Source organism: Streptomyces sp. A0958 (genome assembly GCF_004795035.1).
GTDB lineage: Bacteria > Actinomycetota > Actinomycetes > Streptomycetales > Streptomycetaceae > Streptomyces.
In genome coordinates, this window is record NZ_SSBK01000001.1 from 246,210 (window position 1) to 267,105 (window position 20,896).

Here is a 20,896-nt window from a genome sequence, read left to right on the forward strand (position 1 = left end):
CGCACGGCAGATCAACCACACAACGGCAGAACAACCACACAATCGGGGGCGGAATCGATGAGACGGCAGCATGTGAAGCTGACGGTGGTCCTGGTCGCGGTGGTACTCGCGCTCACCGGCTTCTCCAGCTCCAGCCACGGCGGCAAGAGCGGCAAGAGCGGCAAGAGTGGGAAGTCCAGCAGCCGCAGCAGCAGCAGCGGCGGCGGCGGCGGGTGCTCCAACTCCAAGAAGAGCAACGGCACTTACCGCGACACCGACTCCGGCACCCGCTACCGCACGTCGGGCGGTACCTCGGGCTCCACGCGCACCACCCCGACCCCCACCGCGACGGCCGCGCCGAACGCGTACGTCCTCCGCTGCGCCCAGCCCGCGAAGGGCGCGAGCGGGGCCGTCACCGCCTCGACCGTGCGCCTGAGCGCGAACGCGTCCGGCACGCACACCTACGAGGTCGACGTGGCCTTCCTCGACGCGGCCGGCACCACGATCGACACGGGCGAGGCGACCGTGCGGGCGGCCCGCGGCGAGACGAAGACCGTGTCCGTGCGGATGGACCGGCCGGACGAGGTCTCCCGGGTGGAGAGCTGCACGGTCACGGCCGAACTCAGCTACTGAGCCCCCGGCCCCTCACCGCAGCCGGTACCCGCCACCGCCACCCCTGCCCCGCTCCCCGAACAGCTCCGCCTGCCGCTCCGGCGCCAGGTTGCCGAGCGCGATCAGGTGCGGGGCATGGGCGAGCGCCTGGGACCGTGCCGCCTCCCCGGCCGACCAGACGGCCCGTACCGTGCCCTGCACCGCCTCGGTCGGGTACGAGGCGATGACCGCCGCCGCCCGCAGCGCGGAGGCCACCGCGCCGCCGGGCGGGGTGAGTTCGCTGACGAGCCCCGTCTCGTACGCGCGCCGGGCGCCGACCCGCTCGGCGGTCCCCATCAGCGCCATCCGCGCGACCTCCCCGTACGGCATCCGCTGCGCCATCGAGATCGCCTCGTACGCGCTGACCATGCCGTACGTGGTGTGCGGGTCGAAGAACGTGGCCTCCTCGGAGGCGATGACGAACTCCGCCTCGCCCAGCAGGTAGAACGCCCCGCCGCAGGCCATTCCCTCCACGGCCGCGATCACCGGCTTCCACAGGTCGTTGGCCTTCGGCCCGATCGCGAGCAGCGGATCGTCGATCGTGTACGGGGACGAGGGCTGTGGCACGTCCACGCCCCGGTCGACGCCCGTGCAGAACGCCCGGCCGCCGGCCCCGGTGACGACGGCCGCCCGCACCTCGTCGTCGTAACGCAACGCCCGCCAGGCGGCGCCCAGTTCGGCGGCGGTCGCGAGATCGATCGCGTTGTGCTTCTCGGGCCGGTCCAGGGTGAGCAGCGCCACCCCGGTGCCCCGGTCCCTCTCCACGCGCAGCCCCATGTCCCCGCTCACCTCTCCAGCAGCCAGCGCACCAGGGTCACGTCGGGGAAGACGGGACAGAAGACCGCCCTCACCGGCCCCCCGATCCGCAGCCGCTCCGGATCGACGGAGTCCAGCGGCGCGTCCGGCCCGCTCACCACATTGCCGACGAGCCGGATGCCGGGGGCGTCGGCCAGTTCCACCACGACGGCGTTGTACGGGGCCTGCGCGGCGTACGCGGGCAGCAGCGGGGGGTGCGGCAGCACGTACGACCAGATGCGGCCGCGTCCGCTCATCGCCCGCCATTCGCTCGCGAACGACCGGCAGTGCGGGCAGCACGGCCGGGGCGGGAAGCGCAGCCGCCCGCAGTCGGCGCACGCCTGGACGCGCAGTTCGCCGCGTGCCGCGTACTCCCAGAAGGGCGCGCCGTCCTCGTCGACGACGGGCAGCAGAAGGTCGTCCATCGCGGGTCAGCTCCTCAGCAGTACGGCGGACGTGGGGACGCACTCACCGGCGGTGACCAGGCAGGTCGAGGCGCCGGGCACCTGGGAGGTGGAGGTGCCGCGCAGCTGCTTCACGCCCTCGTTGATGAGGTTGAAGCCGTGCACGTACCCCTCGCTGAGTCCGCCGCCCCCGGTGTTGAGGGGCAGCCGCCCGCCGCTCTCCAGCGCCCCGCCCTCGGTGAAGGCGCCGCCCTCGCCGCGTCCGCAGAAGCCGTAGCCCTCCAGGGAGAGCGGGACGAGCGGGGTGAACGCGTCGTAGATCTGGGCCACATCGACGTCCTCCGGCCCGAAGTCGGCCTGCTTCCACAGTCGCCGGGCGGCGGCCCAGGAAGGGCCCGTGAGCGGGTCGTCGTTCCAGTAGTTGACCATCCCGTGGTGCTGGGCGGGCAGGCCCTGGGCGACGGAGTGGAGGTAGACGGGCTTCTGCCGCAGGTCGCGGGCGCGTTCGGCGGAGACGACGACGCAGGCGAGCGCCCCGTCCGTCTCCAGGCAGTTGTCGAAGAGGCAGAGCGGCTCGCTGATCCAGCGCGAGGTCATGTACATCTCGCGGGTCAGCGGCCGGTCGTACATCACGGCGGCGGGGTTCTGGTTGGCCCGGTTGCGGCAGGCGAGGGCCACGTTGAAGAGATGATCGCGGGTGGACCCGTACACGTGCATGTACCGGCGGGCGAGCATCGCGATCTCGTCGGCGGGCCGCAGCAGCCCGTAGGGGCGGGTCCACTGGGCGGGGGTCGGCAGCTGCGCGGCGGTGGCCCGCCAGGGGCGCGGCCCGGAGCCCCGTTTGCGGGCGCGCCAGGCGACCCCGACGCTCGCCTGGCCGGTGGCGATGGCGGCGGCCAGGTGCGCGAGCGTCGCGCAGGAGCCGCCGCCGCCGTACCCGACCTTGCTGAAGAAGGTGACGTCACCGGCTCCGATCGCCTTGGCGACCTCGACCTCGTCGGTCTCCTCCATGGTGTAGGAGGCGAACGCGTCCACCTCCGAGGCGTCGATGCCCGCGTCGTCGAGCGCCGCCACGATCGCCCGGCAGGCCAGCGTCTTCTCCGGCTCGTCCAGTCGCCTGGCGAACTCCGTCTGCCCTATACCGGCTATCGCCGTCCTGTCCTTGAGCGTCCTGTCCCTGAGCGTCGCCACCGCCACCTCCGCGGACGTCGTGACTGCTGACAGCGGAGGAGGCTACAGCTAATCTGACGGTTAGTCAGCTACTGCTGCCGGGGTTCCGTACGACGGGAGGGCACGAGATGCGCGGAGACGAGGAGTGGTCCACCGTCGCCCAGCTGGTCCGGGCGGCGGCCGAGCGGTACGGCGAACGGGAGGCCGTGGTCGAGGGCCGCACCCGCCTCACGTACACCGAACTCGGCGCACGCGTGGAGCGGGCCGCCGCCGCGTGCATGGCCTCCGGTGTGGAGCCGGGGGACCGGGTCGCGGTCTGGGCGCCCAACACCCTGGACTGGATCGTCTCCGCACTGGGCGCGGTGACCGCCGGCGCGGTCCTCGTCCCGCTCAACACCCGCTTCAAGGGCGCGGAGGCGGCGTACGTCCTGGACCGGTGCCGCGCGAAGCTGCTCTTCGTCACGGGCACCTTCCTCGGTACGTCGTACGTGGCGTCCCTGCGCCGCGCGGCCGCCGAACTCCCGCACCTGGAGCAGGTGGTGGTGCTCGCCGACACCGCGCCCGAGGACTACGTCACCTGGAAGGACTTCCTGGCGGCGGGGGAGGGGATACCGGCCGAGCGCGTACGCGCCCGGGCGGACGCCATCGCCCCCTCGGCCCCCTCCGACATCATCTACACCTCGGGCACCACGGGCCGGCCCAAGGGGGCGGTCATCAGCCACGCCCAGACCCTGCGCTGCTACGCGATCTGGAGCGAGCTGGCGGGCCTGCGCGAGGGCGACCGCTACCTCATCGTGAACCCGTTCTTCCACACCTTCGGCTACAAGGCGGGCGTCATCGCCTGCCTGATGCGCGGGGCGACGATGATCCCGCAGCCGGTGTTCAACGTGGACACGGTCCTCGCCAACATCGCCGCCGAACGCGTCTCGGTCCTCCCCGGCCCTCCCACCCTCCACCAGTCCCTCCTGGACCACCCGGCCCGCGCCACCCACGACCTCTCGGCCCTGCGCCTGGTGGTGACGGGCGCGGCGGTCGTCCCGCTGCAACTGGTCGAACGGCTGCGCACGGAACTCCACATCGGCACCGTCCTGACCGCGTACGGCCTCTCCGAGGCGAGCGGCATCGTCACGATGTGCCGCCGGGGCGACCCGCCGGAGACCGTCGCCGCCACCTCCGGCCGCGCGATCCCGGGCACGGAACTGCGCGTCCTGGCCGCCCCCGGCGAACCCGGCGAGATCCTGGTGCGCGGCTTCCACGTCATGCGCGGCTACTTCGAGGACCCCGAGACCACGGCCGCCACGATCACCCCGGACGGCTGGCTGCGCACCGGCGACGTGGGCGTCCTGGACGAGGCGGGCAACCTGCGGATCACGGACCGGATCAAGGACATGTTCATCGTCGGCGGCTTCAACGCCTACCCCGCGGAGATCGAACAGCTCCTGGGCCTCCACCCGGACGTCGCCGACGTCGCGGTCATCGGCATCCCCGACCCCCGCCTGGGCGAGGTCGGCAAGGCGTACGCGGTGCGCCGCCCGGGCGCGACGGTGACGGCGGACGACCTGATCGCCTGGTCCCGCCGGGAAATGGCCAACTACAAGGTGCCGAGGGCGGTGGAGTTCGTGCCGGAACTCCCGCGCAACGCGAGCGGCAAGGTGGTGAAGGGGGAGCTGCGGAGGGTGGCCGGTCACTCCTGGGGGTGAGCTGATGACCCCAGGTGGCGAATCCGGCCGTTCGGCCGAAAGGGTGGCGGGTATGGTGCGAAGTATGGCAACCAGGAAGTACACCGTCACCCTCCCGGAGGAGCTGGCGGAGGAGATCCGCAGCGAGGTCGGCCCGGGGGCCTTCAGCGCGTATGTCACGCGGGCCGTAGAGCGCCAGCGCGAGCACGACCGGCTGGGCGAGCTGGTGGCGCGGCTGCTGGCGGAGGACGGCCCGCTGACCGAGGAGGAGGAGGCCGCGGCCGACAAGGAGATGCGCGAGATCGAGCGCTGGTTCGAGACGCGGGAATCCGGCCCTCGGCATCGGGCGGACGCCGCATGATGCCGGAGATGACGTACGTCCTGGACAGCGAGGCCCTGTCCAGGATGGTTCTGCGTGACCGGACGATGGCCGTCACGCTGGCCAGGGCCCACCGGTCCGGCGTCCGCGTGGTGACGAGTGCCATGACGCTTGTCGAGGCGTACCACAGCAAGGTCCGGCGGCCCGTGTGGGACTGGGCGATGTCCCGGGTCGTCGTCGAGCCGGTGACGAAGGCGGTGGCGGACGAGGCGATCGATCTGCTCAGGACCACCGGCCTGCACGGCCACAAGTACGCCGTCGGCGCCGCCCTCGCAGTCATCGCGAACCGGCAGCCGGGCCGGACGGTGGTCTTCACCTCGGACCGCGACGACATGGGCAAGCTGTGCGGGGCGGGGGTGCTGGTGCGGGGGATGTAGCGCCCCGCCCCCGGACGCGCGGCGGCCGCGACGGCTCCCCCTCCGCGCCGCCGCGGCCGTTCCCCCCGTACCCCCGTCGAATTGCGGCTCTAGTTGGCCGGCTCGCTCGTCGCGTGGGTGTTGTCCGTCTTGTCCTCGGTCTCGCCCGCGGGCGCCGACGTGGCGTGGGTGTTGAGCGGCTTGATCTTGCCGTCCGTGCCCAGGATGTCCGCCGGGGCGCTGGTGGCGTGGGTGTTGAGCGGCTTGATGATCGGCTCGTTGCTCTCGTCGGCCATGATCGTCTACTCCCGTTAGTGGTTCGTCGTGCTGGGTCGGCGAGGCCCGTCCGGCTGTTCCCCCGTGGACTGCCGGACGGGCCTGTCGGGGCCGCTCACATTAGTGCCGCGGCCGTACGTCGCCCCGCCTGCCCCCCGACGCGACGGACCGACTGAGCAGAGACTGGACCGCCGCGATAAACGAACGATGAACGGCCAGGCCGGGAGGTCAGGAGACGGTGGCCGAGGTGAGGAGGTGCCGGACGTCGGCGGCCTCGGGGGAGCCGAGGGCTTCGTATATCTCCAGCGCCTCGCGCCAGCAGACCTGGGCGCGGCCGGTCTGTCCGATGCCGCGCAGCGACCTGCCCAGAACCGTGAGCACATTGCCGCGACGCCATTCCCCGCCGATACCCCGGAGAACCGTGAGCGCCGTCTCGGAGTTGGCGGCAGCTTGCGCCGGCCGGTGGGCCGCTATGTCGAGTTCCGCCAGGCGGAACAGCGCCATGCCCTCCCAGAGGCGTTGCCGACTGTCCTTGAAGACCTGGTAGGCCTCCTTGAGACTGTCCGCCGCCTCCTCCAGCCGGCCGCTCTGCGTCAGCGCGAGCCCCAGCGCATAGCGGCCGTTCGCGCCCTTGAGCGCGTGGTTCATCTCGTCGTACATGGCCGTGCCCTGCTGGGCGAGGGACACGGCCGTGGTCGTGCGTCCCATGGCCAGGTGGACGCGCGACAGGTTGCACAGGGCGGAAGCCTCCCCGGGCCGGTCGCCCAGTTCGCGGAAGTCCTCGATGGCGCGGGTCAGATGCGTCTCGCCGTCCGCGTGCCGGTTCTCGTAGAGCGCGACGATGCCCAGCAGATTCGACGCCCAGCAGCCCGGCAGCGGGTCCTGGGCGACCGACGAGAGCCGCAGGGCCCGCGTGCACTCGTGCTCGGCCAGGTCGAAGCGGCCGGACACGTGGTGCACGTTGGCGAGGGTGATGAGGGCCCTCCCCTCCGACTTGGCGTCACCGGACTCTTCGGCCGCGCGGCAGGCCGCGGTGACGGTCGCCTCGTACTCCTTGGAGTTCGCCCCCGACTCCGCCAGCTCGATGGCCGCCCAGAGGAGGTCGACGGCATGGGACAGCGCAGGTCCGTGCGCGGCCTGGCGGGCGCACGCCAGCAGCGTCCCGGCCTCGTTGTAGAGCCAGTCCTGTGCCTCGCGCCGGCTGGCGAACGTCAGCCCGCTGTACGAGGTGGGCGCGAGGTGGTCGACCAGGGTGTCGCCCGGCTTCTCCATGGCGCTGACACAGGCGACCGTCGCCAGGTAGAAGTCCAGCAGCCGCGACAGCGCCTCCTCCCGCTCCCCCGGCGACTGCTCGTCCCGCTCCGCGCACGAGCGGGCGTAGAGGCGGACCAGGTCGTGATAGCGGTAGCGGCCCGGGGCGGCGGACTCGACCAGGGACGTGTCGACCAGGGCCTCCAGGAGGTCTTCCGCCGTGTGCGGGTCCAGGTCGAGCAGGGCGGCCGCGGCGGCCAGGGAGATGTCGGGGCCGTCCGCGAGGCCGAGGAGGCGGAAGGCGCGGGCCTGGGCCGGTTCCAGCTGGCCGTAGCCGAGTTCGAAGGTGGCCTTCACCGCGAGGTCGCCCGCCTGGAGCTCGTCCAGCCGGCGGCGTTCGTCCGCGAGCTTGGCGGCCAGGACGGAGACCGTCCAGGTGCGGCGGGAGGCCAGGCGGGACGCGGCGATGCGGATCGCGAGGGGGAGGAAACCGCACGCGGCGACCACGTCGAGCGCGGCCTCGCGCTCGGAGTTGATGCGTTCCTCGCCGACGATCCGGGTGAAGAGCTGAAGCGCCTCCTCCGGTGACATCACGTCCAGGTCGACCAGGTGCGCGCCCGCCAGGTCGACCATCCGGACCCGGCTGGTGACCAGCGCCGCGCACCCCTCCGTACCGGGCAGCAGCGGGCGGATCTGGGCCGCGTCGTGCGCGTTGTCCAGGAGGATCAGGACGCGGCGGCCGTCGAGCGTGGAGCGGTAGAGCGCGGCCCGCTCGTCCAGCGTGTCCGGGATCGCCGAGTCCGACGTGCCGAGCGCGCGCAGGAAGGCGCCGAGGACCGTCTCCGGCTCCAGGGCCCTGGCCCCCGCGCCCTGGAGGTCGACGTAGAGCTGCCCGTCCGGGAAGTGCTTGCGGGCCTGGTGGGCGACGTGGACGGCGAGGGTCGTCTTGCCGACGCCGCCGATACCGGCCAGCGCGGAGACCGCCATCACGGAGCCCTCCGCCGAGGCGAGCCGGTCGCTCAGCTCGCGGACGAAGGCGACGCGGCCCGTGAAGTCGGGGACCGTGGCGGGGAGTTGCGCGGGGCGGACCGGCGCGGCGGCCGGGGCCGGCTCGTCCGCCGGGCGGGCCAGTTCCTCGTCGGCGCGCAGGATGCGCTGCTGGAGCTGGGCCAGCTCCTGGCGCGGGTCGACGCCCAGCTCCTCGGCGAGCAGCCGGCGCGTGTCCGCGTAGACGGCGAGCGCCTCCGCCTGCCGGCCGCTGCGGTACAGGGCCACCATCAACAGCTCCCGCAGCCGCTCCCGCAGCGGGTGCGCCGCGGTGAGCGCGGTCAGTTCGGAGACCGCCTCCGCGTGGCAGCCGGCCTCCAGGTCCAGATCGAGACGGGTCTCGGTGAGCTGGAGCCGCCACTCCTCGAGCCGGGTGCGCTGGTATTCGGCGTACGGGCCAGGCACCGAGGCCAGCGCCTCGCCGTCCCACAGGCCGAGCGCCTTGTTCAGCAGGGCCCGCGCCCCGTCGCGGTCGCCCGCCGCCCGCGCCTTCTCCGCACCGGCCGCCAACTCCTGCGCCACGGTCAGGTCCAGCGCGTCCGGCCCGGTCCGCATCGCGTAGCCGCCGGAGTCGCTGGCCAGGGTGTCGGGGCCCAGCACCTTGCGCAGCCGGGAGGCGTACGTGCGTACGGCGGCCAGCGCCTGCGAGGGCGGTTCGTCGCCCCAGATCGCGTCGATGAGCTCGGCCGCCGTCGCGGTGCGGCCACCGCGCAGCAGCAGCGCCGTCAGCAGGGCACGCTGCTGCGGCGAACCGGACGGCAGCGCCTCGCCGTCCCGCCGGGCCCGCACCGGACCGAGTACGGAGAAGTGCAGCACGGCCTCGTCCGCCGGCCGCTGCTCCGGGGCCCGCTGCTCCGGAACGCGTACCCGTGGCCCGTCGTCACGGCCCATTGCTGCCTCCTGTCCTGCCTGCGCACGGCCCGGCACGGTCACTCTGTCCGGATCGGTGCCAGACCATCCGGATTGCTCCATACCGTTGATATCGCCGTCAACAGTCTGCCTTGTGAAGGGTGGACACGTCAGCAGCGGATGACTCTCTGCACAAGCCTTCGACAACGATTGTGGAACGGGGTCGCGTCCAAGTAGCTGACGGTTCGTCAGATCGGCGCTACCGTGGGAGGTATGGAGACCTTCCCGAAGATCATCTCGGTGGACGACCACACGGTGGAGCCCGCTCATGTCTGGCGGGACCGGCTCCCGTCCAGGTACGCGGACTCCGGGCCGCGCATCGTCCGCGCACCGCTGAAGGAAATGACCTTCATGGGCGGCAAGTTCGCGCCCGTGATGGGCGCGAAGGGCGACGAGGGCCCGGTCGGCGACTGGTGGGTGTACGAGGATCTGCACCGCCCGCTCACCCGGCTCGACACCGCCGTCGGCTACGACAGGGACGAGATCAAGCTCGAAGTGATCACGTACGAGCAGATGCGTCCCGGTTCCTACTCCGTGCCGGACCGGCTGGCCGACATGGACGTCAACCACGTGCAGTCCGCGCTCTGCTTCCCGACGTTCCCCCGCTTCTGCGGCCAGACCTTCACCGAGGCGAAGGACCGCGAACTGGGGCTGCTCGGGGTGCGGGCGTACAACGACTGGATGGTCGAGGAGTGGTGCGGGCCCGACGCGCACGGCCGGCTCATCCCGCTGACCCTCATCCCGCTCTGGGACGCGGCCCTGGCCGCCGAGGAGGTCCGGCGCAACGCGGCCCGCGGCGTACGCGCGGTCGCCTTCTCCGAGATACCTCCACATCTCGGCCTGCCGTCCATTCATACGGACGACTGGAATCCGTTCCTCCAGGCCTGCGACGAGACGGGCACGGTCATCGCCATGCACATCGGCTCGTCCTCGCGGATGCCGTCCACCTCGGCCGACGCCCCGCCGGCCGTCGGCTCCACCATCACCTTCGCCAACTGCTGCTTCTCGATGGTCGACTGGCTGATGAGCGGCAAGTTCGAACGCTTCCCGAACCTGCGGATCATGTACGCGGAGGGCCAGATCGGCTGGATTCCGTACATCCTGGAACGCGCCGACGTGGTCTGGGAGGAGAACCGCGCCTGGGGCGGGGTCGCCGACAAGGTCCACCGGCCGCCGTCGGAACTGTTCGCCGAGCACGTCTACGGCTGCTTCTTCGACGACGCCTTCGGGCTGAAGAACCTGGACGCGATCGGGGTCGGCAACGTCCTGTACGAGACGGACTACCCGCACTCCGACTCCACCTGGCCCAAGTCCCGCGAGGTCGGCGAGGCACAGATGGGGCACCTGGACGCGGACGTCGTGGACCGGATCGTACGCGGCAACGCGATCGACCTGCTCGGACTGACCCCGGACGGGCTCTGGGCGGGGGCGTAGGGGAGAGGGAGGGCGCCCGTCACGCGGCGGGCGCCCCGGCCGTCAGGCCGCCGATCGGGCCACCGGCTCCTGGAGCTCGGTCACCCACTGCTCCCGGTCCTGCGGGCACTCCAGGCTGATCTCGCGGGCGTACCCCGCCGAGCGGTAGCCGTTGGCGTCGATCCAGCGGGCCAGGGTCTGGGCCGTCGGCAGGACGCCGTCCATCGGGCCCCGGTGCACGACGGTCGCCGCCTCGAACGCGGGCAGCTCGACCACCGTGACCCCGGTGTCACCCAGCGGCCCCACCGGCGCCGAGACCGTCACCCCGGCGTGGACGACGACCTTGCCGCCGCCGTCCGGGGCGTCCTCGTAGCGGGCGATCCCGGGGCCCGCCGGGCTGATCCCGGCCTCGCCGAGGAGGGGGAACAGCCGGTCGTACAGCGGGCCGATCACCGGGCTGATGTCCTGCGGCTCGTAGCCGCCGGCCACCCCGGTCAGCTCCGCGACCCGTACCGCCGGAACCTTCTTGATCACGACATCGTTCGTGGACATGCGTCCCTCGCTCTCGATCGACCGGAGCCTCGCCTCGACCTGGGCCAGCCGTGCGGCCGCCGCGGCCATCGCCGCCTCCAGCTCCGTCCGGCGCAGCCGCAGCATCCCGCGCAGCTCCTCCGGGCCCACCGCGTCGTCCAGGACGGCCCGCACCTGCTGGAGCGTGAAGCCGAGGTCCTTGAGCGCGATGATCCGGTTGAGCCGGGCGAGCTGGGCGGCACCGTAGTAGCGGTAGCCGGTCGAGGGGTCGGTGCGGTCGGGGTGCAGCAGCCCGATCTCGTCGTAATGACGCAGCATGCGGGCCGACACCCGTCCGTACCGGGCGAAGTCTCCGATGGTGAACATGACGTCTCCCACTGCACGGCCTCACACGGTGTGAAGGTCAAGGGGCGGTCGGAGCGGGCCGCACGGGCAGGAGCCCCGTCCCTCCGCCGACGCGGAGGAGCGGGGCTCCTTGGGTACTGCTCTTACCGGCCGCGATCGGCCGACCCGGGCAACTAGGCCGGGGTGACGTTCTCAGCCTGCGGACCCTTGGGGCCCTGAGTGACGTCGAAGTTCACGACCTGGTTCTCCTCGAGGGAGCGGAACCCGGACGCGTTGATCGCGGAGTAGTGGACGAAGACATCCGGGCCGCCGCCGTCCTGGGCGATGAAGCCGAAGCCCTTTTCAGCGTTGAACCACTTGACGGTTCCGGTAGCCATAAGCCCTCCTTGGGCCAAAGGGTTGCCCTGCTCCAGAACCTGCAATGAAGTCTGAAAACTACAAAAGCCTGCGGGGTCACATGCTCCGCAGGCTCTGTACTGCAAGGGAAACCAAACTGCAACTTGGCGACGAGCCTAGCACGCAGCATGTCCCGAAGGGTAGAGGGAAAGATCACTTCACTCGGATGTTTGATTGCCGCGTCGTCGAACGCTCCGGGAGGGCGTTCCGGGCGGCCTTGCCGGGCGATTGCGGGCACCGCCGATGAGCGGATCGGATGACGTCGTACGCCCCCGGTGGGGTCGCCGGGCGGCGACGGGTCTAGCCTCGCGATGTGGACAATTCAACCGTTTCAAACGTCGCGGTCGACGACCGTCGCCCCCGGCCGCGCGTCGGCCACATCCAGTTCCTCAACTGCCTTCCCCTCTATTGGGGACTGGCACGGACCGGAACACTGCTCGACCTGGAGCTGTCGAAGGACACCCCGGAGAAGCTCAGCGAGCAACTGGTCAGGGGCGACCTGGACATCGCCCCCGTCACCCTGGTGGAGTTCCTGCGCAACGCCGACGACCTGGTCGCCTTCCCCGACATCGCGGTCGGCTGCGACGGCCCCGTCATGTCGTGCGTGATCGTCTCGCAGCGCCCCCTGGAGGACCTGGACGGGGCCCGGGTGGCGCTCGGCTCGACCTCCCGGACCTCCGTACGGCTGGCGCGCCTGCTGCTCGCCGAGCGGTACGGCGTCACCCCCGACTACTACACCTGCCCGCCCGACCTGGGCGTCATGATGCAGGAGGCGGACGCCGCCGTCCTCATCGGTGACGCCGCGCTCCGCGCCAACCTGCACGACGCGCCCCGCCTTGGGCTCCAGGTCCACGACCTGGGCGCGATGTGGAAGGAGTGGACGGGCCTGCCGTTCGTCTTCGCCGTCTGGGCCGCGCGCAAGGACTACCTGGCGGCCGAGCCCGACGCGGTCAGGCAGGTGCACGAGGCGTTCCTCGCCTCCCGCGACCTCTCCCTGGAGGAGGTCACCAAGGTCGCCGAGCAGGCGGCGCGCTGGGAGGCCTTCGACGCGGAGGTCCTGGAGCGCTACTTCACCACGCTCGACTTCCGCTTCGGCCCGGCGCAGCTCGCGGGCGTCGAGGAGTTCGCCCGCCGGGCCGGCGACGTGGCGGGCTTCCCGGCGGACGTGAAGGTCGAGCTGCTCGGCGGATGAGAGGGACGAGAGGGCTACGACCCCTCCGGGAATGCCCTTTTCGATTCGGGTGAACGCGCGGTGAATGGCCGATAGCGGGAGACATCGGGGATACGTCCCCGATGTCTCCCGCAATCGTCCCCGGCGCCTCCCGCAATCGGCCGCCGGGGGACCGGCGCATTCACGCCTTTTGTTGCGGTGAATGACGTCGTTCGTTCCCTTGGAGGTGAAATCGGCGGATGGTTTCTCCCGTGCCCGGACGAGACTTCACGGACACGAACTAGGCTTCGCTCGGAGGCCTGGCCGGTTCACAGGGGGAGTCCTTATATGCAGCCGCTGGAAGCCGGGGAACCGCTGAGCATCGGCGCCTACCGGCTGCTCGGCAGACTCGGGGCCGGCGGCATGGGCCGCGTCTATCTCGGCCGCAGCGCGGGCGGCCGGACCGTCGCCGTGAAGGTCGTCCATCCGCACTTCGCGCTCGACGAGCAGTTCCGCGCCCGGTTCCGGCGCGAGGTGGAGGCCGCCCGGCGGATCGGCGCCCAGTGGACCGCGCCCGTCCTGGACGCCGACCCGGACGCCCCCGTCCCGTGGGTCGCCACCGGTTACGTGGCCGGGCCGCCGCTCTCCGCGGCCGTCACCGAACACGGCCCGCTGCCCGAGCACGCGGTACGGGTGCTGGGCGCCGGGCTCGCCGAGGCGCTGGCCGCCGTCCACGAGCGGGGCCTGATCCACCGGGACGTGAAGCCGTCCAACGTCCTGCTCGCCCTCGACGGCCCCCGGCTCATCGACTTCGGCATCGCCCGGGCCATCGACGCGACCGCCTCGCTGACGTCCACCGGGGTCTCCGTCGGCTCGCCCGGCTACATGGCGCCCGAGCAGATCCGGGGCGTGGACATCTCGGGGGCGGCCGACATCTTCTCGCTGGGCGCGGTCCTGGCGTACGCGGCGACCGGCTCCGCCCCCTTCCTCGGCGACTCCTCCGCCGTCCTCCTCTACAAGGTGGTCCACGAGGAGCCGGAGCTCGGCGACCTGGAGGGCGGGCTGCGCGAGACCGTCGCCGCCTGCCTGGCGAAGGACCCGGCCCGGCGGCCGACACCGGCCGAGCTGGCCCGGGAGCTGACGCCCGGCGGCGCGGCGGCCGCGGTGGCGGCGGGCTGGCTGCCCGGTCCGCTGGTGCGCGAGGTCAGCCGTTCGGCGGTCGCGCTGCTCGACCTGGAACCGCAGGAGGCGCCTGACCGGTCCGGCCCGGTGCCCTTCAGCAACCCCTCCTTCGGTACGGGCGCCCCGGCCGCCGCCCCCGGGGCCTTCGGCCCGCCGGTCGGTCCGCCGCGTCCGCCGCACCCGCCCACCGCGGGGGCGGGCGGGCTGCCGGGGCAGCGCACCGGCGAGCGCCGCCTCACCCTCGGCACGGGGGCGGACGGGGTCCGGGGGCGCCGGGTGAGCTGCACCGTCGCCCTCGCGGTGGCCGGGGCGCTCGCCGCGGTGACCGTGGGCGGCGCCTTCCTCCTGGACCTGGTGCCGGGCGGCGGCGACTCCGGCAACGTCGGGCACGGCGGCGTCGACCGCCACCCGTCCGCCGCCTCCTCCTCGCGCCCCTCCGCCTCCGAGCCCTCCCCGCCCGCCGACTCCGCCTCCGCGAGCCCGGACCAGGTCGGCGAGTTGCCCGAGGGGTTCGTCGGCGCCTGGAAGGGACCGCTCACCGAGAAGACGACCGGCGCACCGCACGGCACGCTCACGGCGGTCTTCGAGAAGGGGCGCAAGGGCACCGACGTGGTCCACCTGACCACCTCGATCTCCGCCCTCGGCGTGGACGTCACCTGCTACAGCGTCGCCACCCTCACCTCCGCCACCGAACGGGAGCTGGAGCTGCGCGAACGCTCCGACCCCGACCGCTCCGGCACGGCCGGCGTCTGCACCACCACACCCTCCGACCTGCACTTCACCCGCACCCCCGAGGGCACCCTGCGGTTCCGGTCCGACGAGCGGGGCGCCGGCCTCCCGTACGGCACGCTGACCCGGTCCGGCGACTGACCGCCGGCGGCGCTGGCGTACGCTGAACCGGTCCGTAGATCCGTTGAAAAACCGCCGAAAGGTGACAGCCCGGTGACCGAGAAGGCCGACCTTCAGCCCATCCTCGACCGAGCCGCCGAAGGCGGCCGGATCACCCCGGAGGAGGCGCTCGACCTGTACCGGTCGGCACCGCTGCACGCCCTGGGGGCGGCCGCCGACGCCGTGCGCCGCCGCCGGTACGCCGGGACGGAACACATCGCGACGTACATCATCGAGCGCAACATCAACTACACCAACGTGTGTGTGACGGCGTGCAGGTTCTGCGCGTTCTACGCCGCTCCGAAGGACACCGCCAAGGGCTGGTCCCGGGACCTGGACGACATCCTGCGCCGCTGCGCGGAGACGGTCGAGCTGGGCGGCACGCAGATCATGTTCCAGGGCGGGCACCACCCGGACTACGGCGTGGAGTACTACGAGGAGCACTTCTCCGCGATCAAGAAGGCGTTCCCCCAGCTGGTCATCCACTCGCTCGGCGCCTCCGAGATCGAGCACATGGCCCGGATCTCCGAGGTCTCCGCCGAGGAGGCGATCAGCCGCATCCACGCCGCCGGTCTCGACTCCTTCGCGGGCGCCGGCGCCGAACTGCTGCCGGCCCGGCCGCGTACCGCCATCGCCCCGCTCAAGGAGTCCGGCGAACGCTGGCTGGAGATCATGGAGATCGCCCACGGCCTCGGCGTCGAGTCCACCTCCACCATGCTGATGGGCACGGGCGAGACCAACGCCGAGCGCATCGAGCACCTGCGCATGATCCGTGACGTGCAGGACCGCACCGGCGGGTTCCGCGCGTTCATCCCGTACACGTACCAGCCGGAGAACAACAAGCTGAAGGGGCAGACGCAGGCCACGCTCTTCGAGTACCTGCGGATGATCGCCATCGCCCGGCTCTTCCTGGACAACGTCGCCCACATCCAGGGCTCCTGGCTCACCACCGGCAAGGAGGTCGGCCAGCTGTCGCTGCACTACGGCGCGGACGACCTCGGTTCGATCATGCTGGAGGAGAACGTCGTCTCCTCCGCCGGGGCCAAGCACCGCTCCAACCGCCTGGAGATCATCGACCTGATCCGCAAGGCGGACCGGGTTCCGGCCCAGCGCTCCACCACGTACGAGCACCTCGTCGTGCACGACGACCCGGCGAACGACCCGGTCGACGAGCGCGTCGTCTCGCACATCTCGTCCGTCGCGATCGAGGGCGGCACGGCCCACCCGGAGCTCAAGCTCCTGGGCGCCAACTAGTCGCGCCTTGCTGACGATCCACGCCGCCGCCCTGCTGCTGCCGGGCGGCGGCCACGCACCCGTGCCCGGTGGCGCGGTGGCCGTGCGGGACGCGGTGGTCGCCGCCTTCGGGCCGTACGGGGACTTGGCCGCCGCCCACCCCACCGCCCGGGTCCGGCGCTGGCCGGGCGTCCTCACCCCCGGCCTCCTCCAGCGGGACGCGGTCCGGCTGCTGGAGGAGTGGTACTTCCCCGACCCGCGCGAGGCCGGCGCCCTGGGCACCGAGCCCCTGACCGGCGCCGCGCTCGACGCGCTCGGGCCCGAGGACACCTGGCGGGCGGGCAGCGTGCGGCGCGGGCTGCACCGGATGCTTCGGCACGGCACGACCGCCGTGACCGCCGCCCCCACCACCCCGCCCGCCCTGCTCACCGCCGTGCGCCGGTCCGGCCTCACCGTCCTCGGCCCGCCCGCGTCCACCGGCGGCGAGCCCCGGCTCGACCCGCTGGCCGGGGCCGGGGCGGTGGCCGACGCGACGGCGGCCCGGCTCACCGCCGGGGGCCGCGCGGACCTCGCCGCCTTCGACGCGCCGGACGAGGCGGCGCTGCTGGCGGCGGGCGCGGTGAGCTGCGTGGCGACGATCGCGGCGGGCCGACTGGTGTACCGGGGCCGCTAGCCCCGCGCCCTCCTGGTGTGCCCCGGACCCGCTGGCCCCGCGCCCTCCTGGTGTGCCCCGGACCCGCTGGCCCCGCGCCCTCCTGGTGTGCCCCGGGCCCGCTGGCCCCGCGCCCTCCTGGTGTGCCCCGGGCCCGCTTGCCGCGCCCCCTGGTGCACCCGGGCCCGCTTGCCGCGCCCCCTGGTGCACCCGGGCCCGCTTGCCGCGCCCGGCCATCGTTACGGCGCCGAAGGACCGCCGAGATACCGCCCCTCGGTGTCGTACGGCCAGGCGTTGGCGACGCATCCCTTCAGGCCGTAGATCTGCTGCATCATCGCGGGGGCGGGGCGGCCCTTGCCGGGGCAGGTCTCGTGGCCGTGGCCCAGCCAGTGGCCGACCTCGTGGTTGATGATCAGGGCGCGGTAGTCGGCCAGCGGACCGTCGAACTCGGGCGAACCGGTCTGCCAGCGCTTGAGGTTGACCATGACGTCGGCGCCGACCCGGCAGTTGACCTCGCCGTGGGTGTCGAGCCCGCTCTTCCCGCAGATCCGGTCGGTCGTCTCCGGGGTGGCGATCCGTATGACCAGACCCGCCGGCCCCTCGGCGACCTGCCGGAACCTGTGCTCCCCGTGGTGCGACCAGCCCCGGGGCGAGGCCAGGATGTGCGCGACGACGGCGGCGGCCCCGTCCGGGTCCAGACCCGAACCGTCCTCCACCTCGACCCGGTAGGCGTTCCCCGTACCGCTGTCGGTGGCGGCGGCGCGGGCCACGGTGAAGGCGGCCGTGGGGGAGGAGTGGCCGGGGCCGTGCGCACTGTTCCAGCGGAGGCCCACGGCGGCGGCGGCCAGCACGATCGGGACGACGGCCACGACGAGCAGGCGGCTCCGCCCGTTGTCGCCCCGCTTCCCCCGGCGCCCATTCCATTCGGGCATCCGTGCCCCTCCCCAGTGATCGGCTGTTCCGCCCCCCGCTGTAGGACCGGAGACGGGGCCGATTGGTTCAGTCCACACGCATATGAGGTCGGGGCGGGGGGTCGGGGCGCGCGTGCGTGGAGAAACGTTATGGCACGGAGGGTCCGCCCAGATATGTCCCGTTCTCGGCGTAGGGCCAGGCGTTGGCGACGCATCCCTTGAGCCCGTAGATCTGCTGCATCATCGCGGGGGCGGGGCGGCCCTTGCCGGGGCAGGTCTCGTGGCCGTGGCCCAGCCAGTGGCCGACCTCGTGGTTGATGATCAGGGCGCGGTACTCGGCCAGCGGACCGGCGAACTCCGGCGAACCCGTCTGCCAGCGCTTGAGGTTCACCATCACCACTTCGCCGATCCGGCAGTTGACCTCGCCGTGGGTGTTCATGCCGCCCTGCCCGCAGATCCGGTCGGTGGTGGCCGCGGTCGCTATACGGACGACCAGCCCCGCCTGCCCCGTCGCGACCCGGTGGAACGAGCGCGTCCCGCCGTGCGCCCACCCGCGCGGCGCGGCCAGGATGTCGGCGATCCGCTCGGCGGCCTGGTCCGGGTCGACGCCCGAACCGTCCTCCACCTCGACCCGGTAGGCGTTCTGCCCACCGGACGGGCCGGAGGCGCGGGCGACCGTGAAGGTCCCGGGCCCGGAGGCGGGGATGCTGACGCGCGAACGGCTGGGGGAGGGGGACGGCTTCGCGCCGGTGGTGGCCTCGGAGCTTTTGGTGGGCCTCGCGGTCGGCCGGGCGGCGGTGGTCGGCCGGGCGGCGGCGGTGGGCCCGGTGGCGGTGGCGGCCGGTGCGTCGTCCCCGCCCGCCCAGCGGGGGGCGAGGGCCACGGCGGCGCCGGCCAGTGCGGCGGTGACGGCCACGGCGGCCAGCACCCGTATTCGGCTGCGGCGTCGCCGGGCGCGCCGGGCCCGGCGCCGTCCGCTCCGGCCGCGCCGGTCCTGTCTCGTCTCAGCGGCCACGGATCGCACGGTCCTTCGCTTCCATCGGATGGCTGTCCGCGTACTTCACGAGCGCGTGTCCGAACGCGGCGGAAACGATGCGGAACGAGGCGGTACGCGGACTCAGGTGCGCGCCGGTTCCTCCAACGGCGTAGGGGTGAGCAGAAGCATGCAGGAAGCGCATAGGGACAGAAGTCCTCTGTGGTGCAGAGCGGACAGCAGACAGAGTCGGAGTCTCGACATTCCACCGAGCTTCGACCGGATATTGGCGATGTGAAACTTCGCCGTCCGCGGAGCGACATGCATACAGGCCGCGACCTCCTCATTCGACGGAGCGCTGTGCAGCGTCATGAAGAACTGCTTCTCCGTCGGTGTGAGCCGTCGGAGAGACATCGTCGAGAGCCGGTCCCTGGCCGGGTGTTCGCGTGCGCCGTCAAGGATCGGGGCAGCACAGGCAAGGCAATGAACCGTCATGTTTCCCCCCCGGGTACTGGTTCGAGAGCGCCAGGAATCTAGCACGAGGGGAAGGGATTCCCCGGTGGGGGACCGCGGTACGGACGGTTCGGAACGTGGGCGGGCGGCACGTCCGAGGGGTTGCTCAGGATGACGAGACGAGCGAAGCGGCGAGTTTCAGCCGATCCGACAGCTGCTTTTTTGCCAGGTCGAGTGTTTCGGCATTTTTGTCGATCAGCCTATTCTCATAGGAGGACTGGACGGCGAAGTAGACGCCGACCAGATTCACCTCCTTTTTGCAGCCGACATCGGCCTTGGCAGCGGTGATCGCGGCGGGGGACGCGAGGGCGTCATCGGCGATACCGAGCTCCGTCGTCGCGTTCATGGGATCGGTCGCGGTGTGACCCTTGCGGGCCATGCAGTCGGACCATGACGTGTTCACGGTCTTCGTGCGGGAGTCCTCGCGCGCCTGGGACTCAGCCTGGGCCTTGAGGTTGAACACGTATATGGCGTCCACGGCGTTCGGTTCGGGGGCGTACAGCTTGAGGAACGCCTCACGGCTGCAGCCGCCGACCGGCACCGCCCTGCCGTTGATCCGCTCCTTGCCGCCGCCCTTCTTCTCCGCCTCCGCCTGGCTCTTCGGCATGTCGGTCGGCTTCAGGTCCGGGGCGCCGTTCAACGCGATCTCCTCGGACGCGGTGAGCCTCGGCGAGGTCCGCGCAGGCGCCCGTTCCTCGCCGGGGACGCTGTAGCCGTACCGGGCGGCTTCGTCCGGGTCCACCACGCCGAAGATCCGTGCGCTCTGCCTGCCCGACGCGGGGGAGGCGGGGCGTGCCGGGAGGCTGTAGCGGAAGCCGAAGCGCTCCATGCACCGGGAGATGAGCACCCCCTGGCCCTCCTGCAACGCCTCGGTCTCTTCGCGGGTCGCGTCGTAGGCGTCCAGAGGGAGTTTCAGACCCGAGGTGCTCAGCATCGTGGGGGTGGCAGAGACCTCGGGTTCCGACTTCTCGTCGCCGGGCCCTCCGTCCGTGGTGGAGGAGCAGGCGGCAAGGAGCACGGCGGCGCAGGCCACACCGACCGAACGGCGGAGGTGGCGGGGGCCGGGGAACGGGAGCATGCGGATGATCCTTCGCGGTGACCGGGTCGTACGATGCGACAGCCCGCTGTTCCGCCCGGTGCCTTCGGGCAGAACAGCGGTGCTGTGATGTGGCGTCTCGGGACGGTCGGAGTCAGAAGTAGTACGCCGACGAGATCTCGTTCTTGAACGTGACGGAGGCGTTTCCGTAGTAGCCGAGCGGCAGATAACCTTCGATGCCGGCGCGGCCGGCCTTGGTGTACACCTCCCAGGCCGTCACGTCCCGGTTCCAGTAGGAAGCCGTGTTGTTGTCGGTGGACTGGCCCTGGCCGGGGCAGGTCTGGGAGCTCGTCGACGAGCGGAAGTAGTCGCCGGAGAAGTTGCCGTCCGAGTTGAGAAGATCGAAGACGCAGCCGGCGTAGTTGGAGTTGTAGTAGAGACCGAACTCGCCGCTCTCCACGTTCCCGTTCTTGTTGGTCGCGGCCGACGCGGGGCCGGCCGTCGTGAGCGTCAGCCCGGTGACGGCGGTCGCGGCCAGGGCGACGCCGGTCAGGCGCCGTACTGCTGGTGAACGAGTCATTCCGCTGCTCCTTCGTGTGCTGGTCCCGTGATGTACGAGTCCGCTGGGCGTGAGCGCCGACAATCAAATGCGGCGGGCACGGATGTGGCTACTGGCCCCGAGGACAGTTGTCGCCCCTCCGGAAGATCTGTAGCGTCGGGCATTCCGAGGCCTCGTCATGCGCTTTCAAGCCTCCTTGCCCTGGCGCGAGTTGGGGA

21 protein-coding genes are annotated in these 20,896 nt (G+C 72.0%); 9 read left to right on the plus strand and 12 right to left on the minus strand.

The window, feature by feature from the left end; translation table 11 throughout:
* Positions 1-57: 57 nt before the first annotated feature.
* Positions 58-612, plus strand: coding sequence for a hypothetical protein (locus tag E6P78_RS01235; protein WP_136201616.1), 555 nt, complete (start codon positions 58-60; stop codon positions 610-612).
* A 12-nt stretch (positions 613-624) separates the two neighbouring features.
* On the opposite strand, the gene E6P78_RS01240 is transcribed toward E6P78_RS01235, so the two are convergent.
* From E6P78_RS01240 to E6P78_RS01250, 3 genes are read right to left on the minus strand one after another with little or no spacing between them, the layout of a single operon-like run.
* Positions 625-1,407 (minus strand): enoyl-CoA hydratase/isomerase family protein, encoded by a 783-nt coding sequence (locus E6P78_RS01240; protein ID WP_136201617.1) that lies wholly within the window; start codon positions 1,405-1,407, stop codon positions 625-627.
* Between the two features lie 8 nt (positions 1,408-1,415).
* Positions 1,416-1,850 (minus strand): OB-fold domain-containing protein, encoded by a 435-nt coding sequence (locus tag E6P78_RS01245; RefSeq protein WP_136201618.1) that lies wholly within the window; start codon positions 1,848-1,850, stop codon positions 1,416-1,418.
* 6 nt (positions 1,851-1,856) lie between these two features.
* Positions 1,857-3,020 (minus strand): lipid-transfer protein, encoded by a 1,164-nt coding sequence (locus E6P78_RS01250; RefSeq protein WP_136201619.1) that lies wholly within the window; start codon positions 3,018-3,020, stop codon positions 1,857-1,859.
* Positions 3,021-3,127: 107 nt separating this feature from the next.
* Here E6P78_RS01250 and E6P78_RS01255 point away from each other — a divergent pair, with 107 nt between their 5' ends.
* The 3 genes from E6P78_RS01255 to E6P78_RS01265 all read left to right on the plus strand — a co-directional run bounded on the left by E6P78_RS01255 (position 3,128) and on the right by E6P78_RS01265 (position 5,434).
* Positions 3,128-4,699: a FadD3 family acyl-CoA ligase gene (locus tag E6P78_RS01255; protein ID WP_136201620.1), complete on the plus strand. Its 1,572-nt coding sequence runs from the start codon at positions 3,128-3,130 to the stop codon at positions 4,697-4,699.
* Between the two features lie 64 nt (positions 4,700-4,763).
* Positions 4,764-5,039: a hypothetical protein gene (locus tag E6P78_RS01260; RefSeq protein WP_136201621.1), complete on the plus strand. Its 276-nt coding sequence runs from the start codon at positions 4,764-4,766 to the stop codon at positions 5,037-5,039.
* Positions 5,039-5,434 (plus strand): hypothetical protein, encoded by a 396-nt coding sequence (locus E6P78_RS01265; RefSeq protein ID WP_136201770.1) that lies wholly within the window; start codon positions 5,039-5,041, stop codon positions 5,432-5,434. Before E6P78_RS01260 ends, E6P78_RS01265 begins: the two co-directional genes overlap by 1 nt.
* An 89-nt stretch (positions 5,435-5,523) precedes the next feature.
* On the opposite strand, the gene E6P78_RS01270 is transcribed toward E6P78_RS01265, so the two are convergent.
* Both E6P78_RS01270 and E6P78_RS01275 read right to left on the minus strand, forming a co-directional pair.
* A complete protein-coding gene (locus tag E6P78_RS01270) occupies positions 5,524-5,709 on the minus strand; it encodes a hypothetical protein (RefSeq protein WP_136201622.1) in 186 nt (61 codons plus the stop codon).
* 208 nt (positions 5,710-5,917) lie between these two features.
* On the minus strand, positions 5,918-8,878 hold the full coding sequence (locus tag E6P78_RS01275; protein ID WP_136201623.1) for an AfsR/SARP family transcriptional regulator: 2,961 nt from the start codon (positions 8,876-8,878) through the stop codon (positions 5,918-5,920).
* A 231-nt stretch (positions 8,879-9,109) separates the two neighbouring features.
* Here E6P78_RS01275 and E6P78_RS01280 point away from each other — a divergent pair, with 231 nt between their 5' ends.
* Positions 9,110-10,330: an amidohydrolase family protein gene (locus tag E6P78_RS01280; RefSeq protein ID WP_136201624.1), complete on the plus strand. Its 1,221-nt coding sequence runs from the start codon at positions 9,110-9,112 to the stop codon at positions 10,328-10,330.
* 42 nt (positions 10,331-10,372) lie between these two features.
* Here the strand turns inward: E6P78_RS01280 and E6P78_RS01285 are convergent, their stop codons facing one another.
* On the minus strand, positions 10,373-11,206 hold the full coding sequence (locus E6P78_RS01285) for a MerR family transcriptional regulator (RefSeq protein ID WP_136201625.1): 834 nt from the start codon (positions 11,204-11,206) through the stop codon (positions 10,373-10,375).
* Positions 11,207-11,358: 152 nt separating this feature from the next.
* Positions 11,359-11,562, minus strand: coding sequence for a cold-shock protein (locus E6P78_RS01290; protein WP_003967102.1), 204 nt, complete (start codon positions 11,560-11,562; stop codon positions 11,359-11,361).
* Between the two features lie 332 nt (positions 11,563-11,894).
* Here E6P78_RS01290 and E6P78_RS01295 point away from each other — a divergent pair, with 332 nt between their 5' ends.
* The 4 genes from E6P78_RS01295 to E6P78_RS01310 all read left to right on the plus strand — a co-directional run bounded on the left by E6P78_RS01295 (position 11,895) and on the right by E6P78_RS01310 (position 16,707).
* A complete protein-coding gene (locus E6P78_RS01295) occupies positions 11,895-12,773 on the plus strand; it encodes a menaquinone biosynthesis protein (protein WP_136201626.1) in 879 nt (292 codons plus the stop codon).
* Between the two features lie 306 nt (positions 12,774-13,079).
* Complete coding sequence (locus E6P78_RS01300) at positions 13,080-14,783, plus strand: serine/threonine-protein kinase (RefSeq protein ID WP_136201627.1); 1,704 nt, start codon at positions 13,080-13,082, stop codon at positions 14,781-14,783.
* Between the two features lie 72 nt (positions 14,784-14,855).
* The gene (gene mqnC / locus E6P78_RS01305; protein ID WP_136201628.1) at positions 14,856-16,055 is read left to right on the plus strand and encodes a cyclic dehypoxanthinyl futalosine synthase; all 1,200 of its coding nucleotides are present in this window, start codon (positions 14,856-14,858) and stop codon (positions 16,053-16,055) included.
* 7 nt (positions 16,056-16,062) lie between these two features.
* Complete coding sequence (locus E6P78_RS01310) at positions 16,063-16,707, plus strand: hypothetical protein (protein WP_136201629.1); 645 nt, start codon at positions 16,063-16,065, stop codon at positions 16,705-16,707.
* A 218-nt stretch (positions 16,708-16,925) separates the two neighbouring features.
* On the opposite strand, the gene E6P78_RS01315 is transcribed toward E6P78_RS01310, so the two are convergent.
* The 5 genes from E6P78_RS01315 to E6P78_RS01335 form a co-directional block, all read right to left on the minus strand.
* A complete protein-coding gene (locus E6P78_RS01315; protein ID WP_136201630.1) occupies positions 16,926-17,618 on the minus strand; it encodes a DUF3152 domain-containing protein in 693 nt (230 codons plus the stop codon).
* 127 nt (positions 17,619-17,745) lie between these two features.
* Positions 17,746-18,612 (minus strand): DUF3152 domain-containing protein, encoded by an 867-nt coding sequence (locus E6P78_RS01320; protein ID WP_136201631.1) that lies wholly within the window; start codon positions 18,610-18,612, stop codon positions 17,746-17,748.
* Positions 18,602-18,775: a hypothetical protein gene (locus tag E6P78_RS32605; RefSeq protein WP_168712518.1), complete on the minus strand. Its 174-nt coding sequence runs from the start codon at positions 18,773-18,775 to the stop codon at positions 18,602-18,604. The genes E6P78_RS01320 and E6P78_RS32605 overlap by 11 nt, the downstream gene beginning before the upstream one ends.
* 414 nt (positions 18,776-19,189) lie before the next feature.
* Positions 19,190-20,161 carry a hypothetical protein gene (locus tag E6P78_RS01330; protein ID WP_136201633.1) on the minus strand — a complete coding sequence of 324 codons (972 nt, stop codon included), beginning with the start codon at positions 20,159-20,161 and terminating at the stop codon, positions 19,190-19,192.
* 112 nt (positions 20,162-20,273) lie between these two features.
* Positions 20,274-20,699, minus strand: a complete 426-nt coding sequence (locus tag E6P78_RS01335; RefSeq protein WP_136201634.1) for a peptidase inhibitor family I36 protein — start codon at positions 20,697-20,699, stop codon at positions 20,274-20,276.
* Between the last annotated feature and the right edge of the window lie 197 nt (positions 20,700-20,896).

Bases quoted from the DNA above. Each gene is read 5' to 3' on its own strand.
- E6P78_RS01235 (WP_136201616.1), top strand. From the start codon at position 58: ATGAGACGGCAGCATGTGAAGCTGACGGTGGTCCTGGTCGCGGTGGTA.
- E6P78_RS01240 (WP_136201617.1), bottom strand. From the start codon at position 1,407: ATGGGGCTGCGCGTGGAGAGGGACCGGGGCACCGGGGTGGCGCTGCTC.
- E6P78_RS01245 (WP_136201618.1), bottom strand. From the start codon at position 1,850: ATGGACGACCTTCTGCTGCCCGTCGTCGACGAGGACGGCGCGCCCTTC.
- E6P78_RS01255 (WP_136201620.1), top strand. From the start codon at position 3,128: ATGCGCGGAGACGAGGAGTGGTCCACCGTCGCCCAGCTGGTCCGGGCG.
- E6P78_RS01260 (WP_136201621.1), top strand. From the start codon at position 4,764: ATGGCAACCAGGAAGTACACCGTCACCCTCCCGGAGGAGCTGGCGGAG.
- E6P78_RS01265 (WP_136201770.1), top strand. From the start codon at position 5,039: ATGCCGGAGATGACGTACGTCCTGGACAGCGAGGCCCTGTCCAGGATG.
- E6P78_RS01270 (WP_136201622.1), bottom strand. From the start codon at position 5,709: ATGGCCGACGAGAGCAACGAGCCGATCATCAAGCCGCTCAACACCCAC.
- E6P78_RS01275 (WP_136201623.1), bottom strand. From the start codon at position 8,878: ATGGGCCGTGACGACGGGCCACGGGTACGCGTTCCGGAGCAGCGGGCC.
- E6P78_RS01280 (WP_136201624.1), top strand. From the start codon at position 9,110: ATGGAGACCTTCCCGAAGATCATCTCGGTGGACGACCACACGGTGGAG.
- E6P78_RS01285 (WP_136201625.1), bottom strand. From the start codon at position 11,206: ATGTTCACCATCGGAGACTTCGCCCGGTACGGACGGGTGTCGGCCCGC.
- E6P78_RS01290 (WP_003967102.1), bottom strand. From the start codon at position 11,562: ATGGCTACCGGAACCGTCAAGTGGTTCAACGCTGAAAAGGGCTTCGGC.
- E6P78_RS01300 (WP_136201627.1), top strand. From the start codon at position 13,080: ATGCAGCCGCTGGAAGCCGGGGAACCGCTGAGCATCGGCGCCTACCGG.
- E6P78_RS01315 (WP_136201630.1), bottom strand. From the start codon at position 17,618: ATGCCCGAATGGAATGGGCGCCGGGGGAAGCGGGGCGACAACGGGCGG.
- E6P78_RS32605 (WP_168712518.1), bottom strand. From the start codon at position 18,775: ATGCGCTTCCTGCATGCTTCTGCTCACCCCTACGCCGTTGGAGGAACC.
- E6P78_RS01330 (WP_136201633.1), bottom strand. From the start codon at position 20,161: ATGCTCCCGTTCCCCGGCCCCCGCCACCTCCGCCGTTCGGTCGGTGTG.
- E6P78_RS01335 (WP_136201634.1), bottom strand. From the start codon at position 20,699: ATGACTCGTTCACCAGCAGTACGGCGCCTGACCGGCGTCGCCCTGGCC.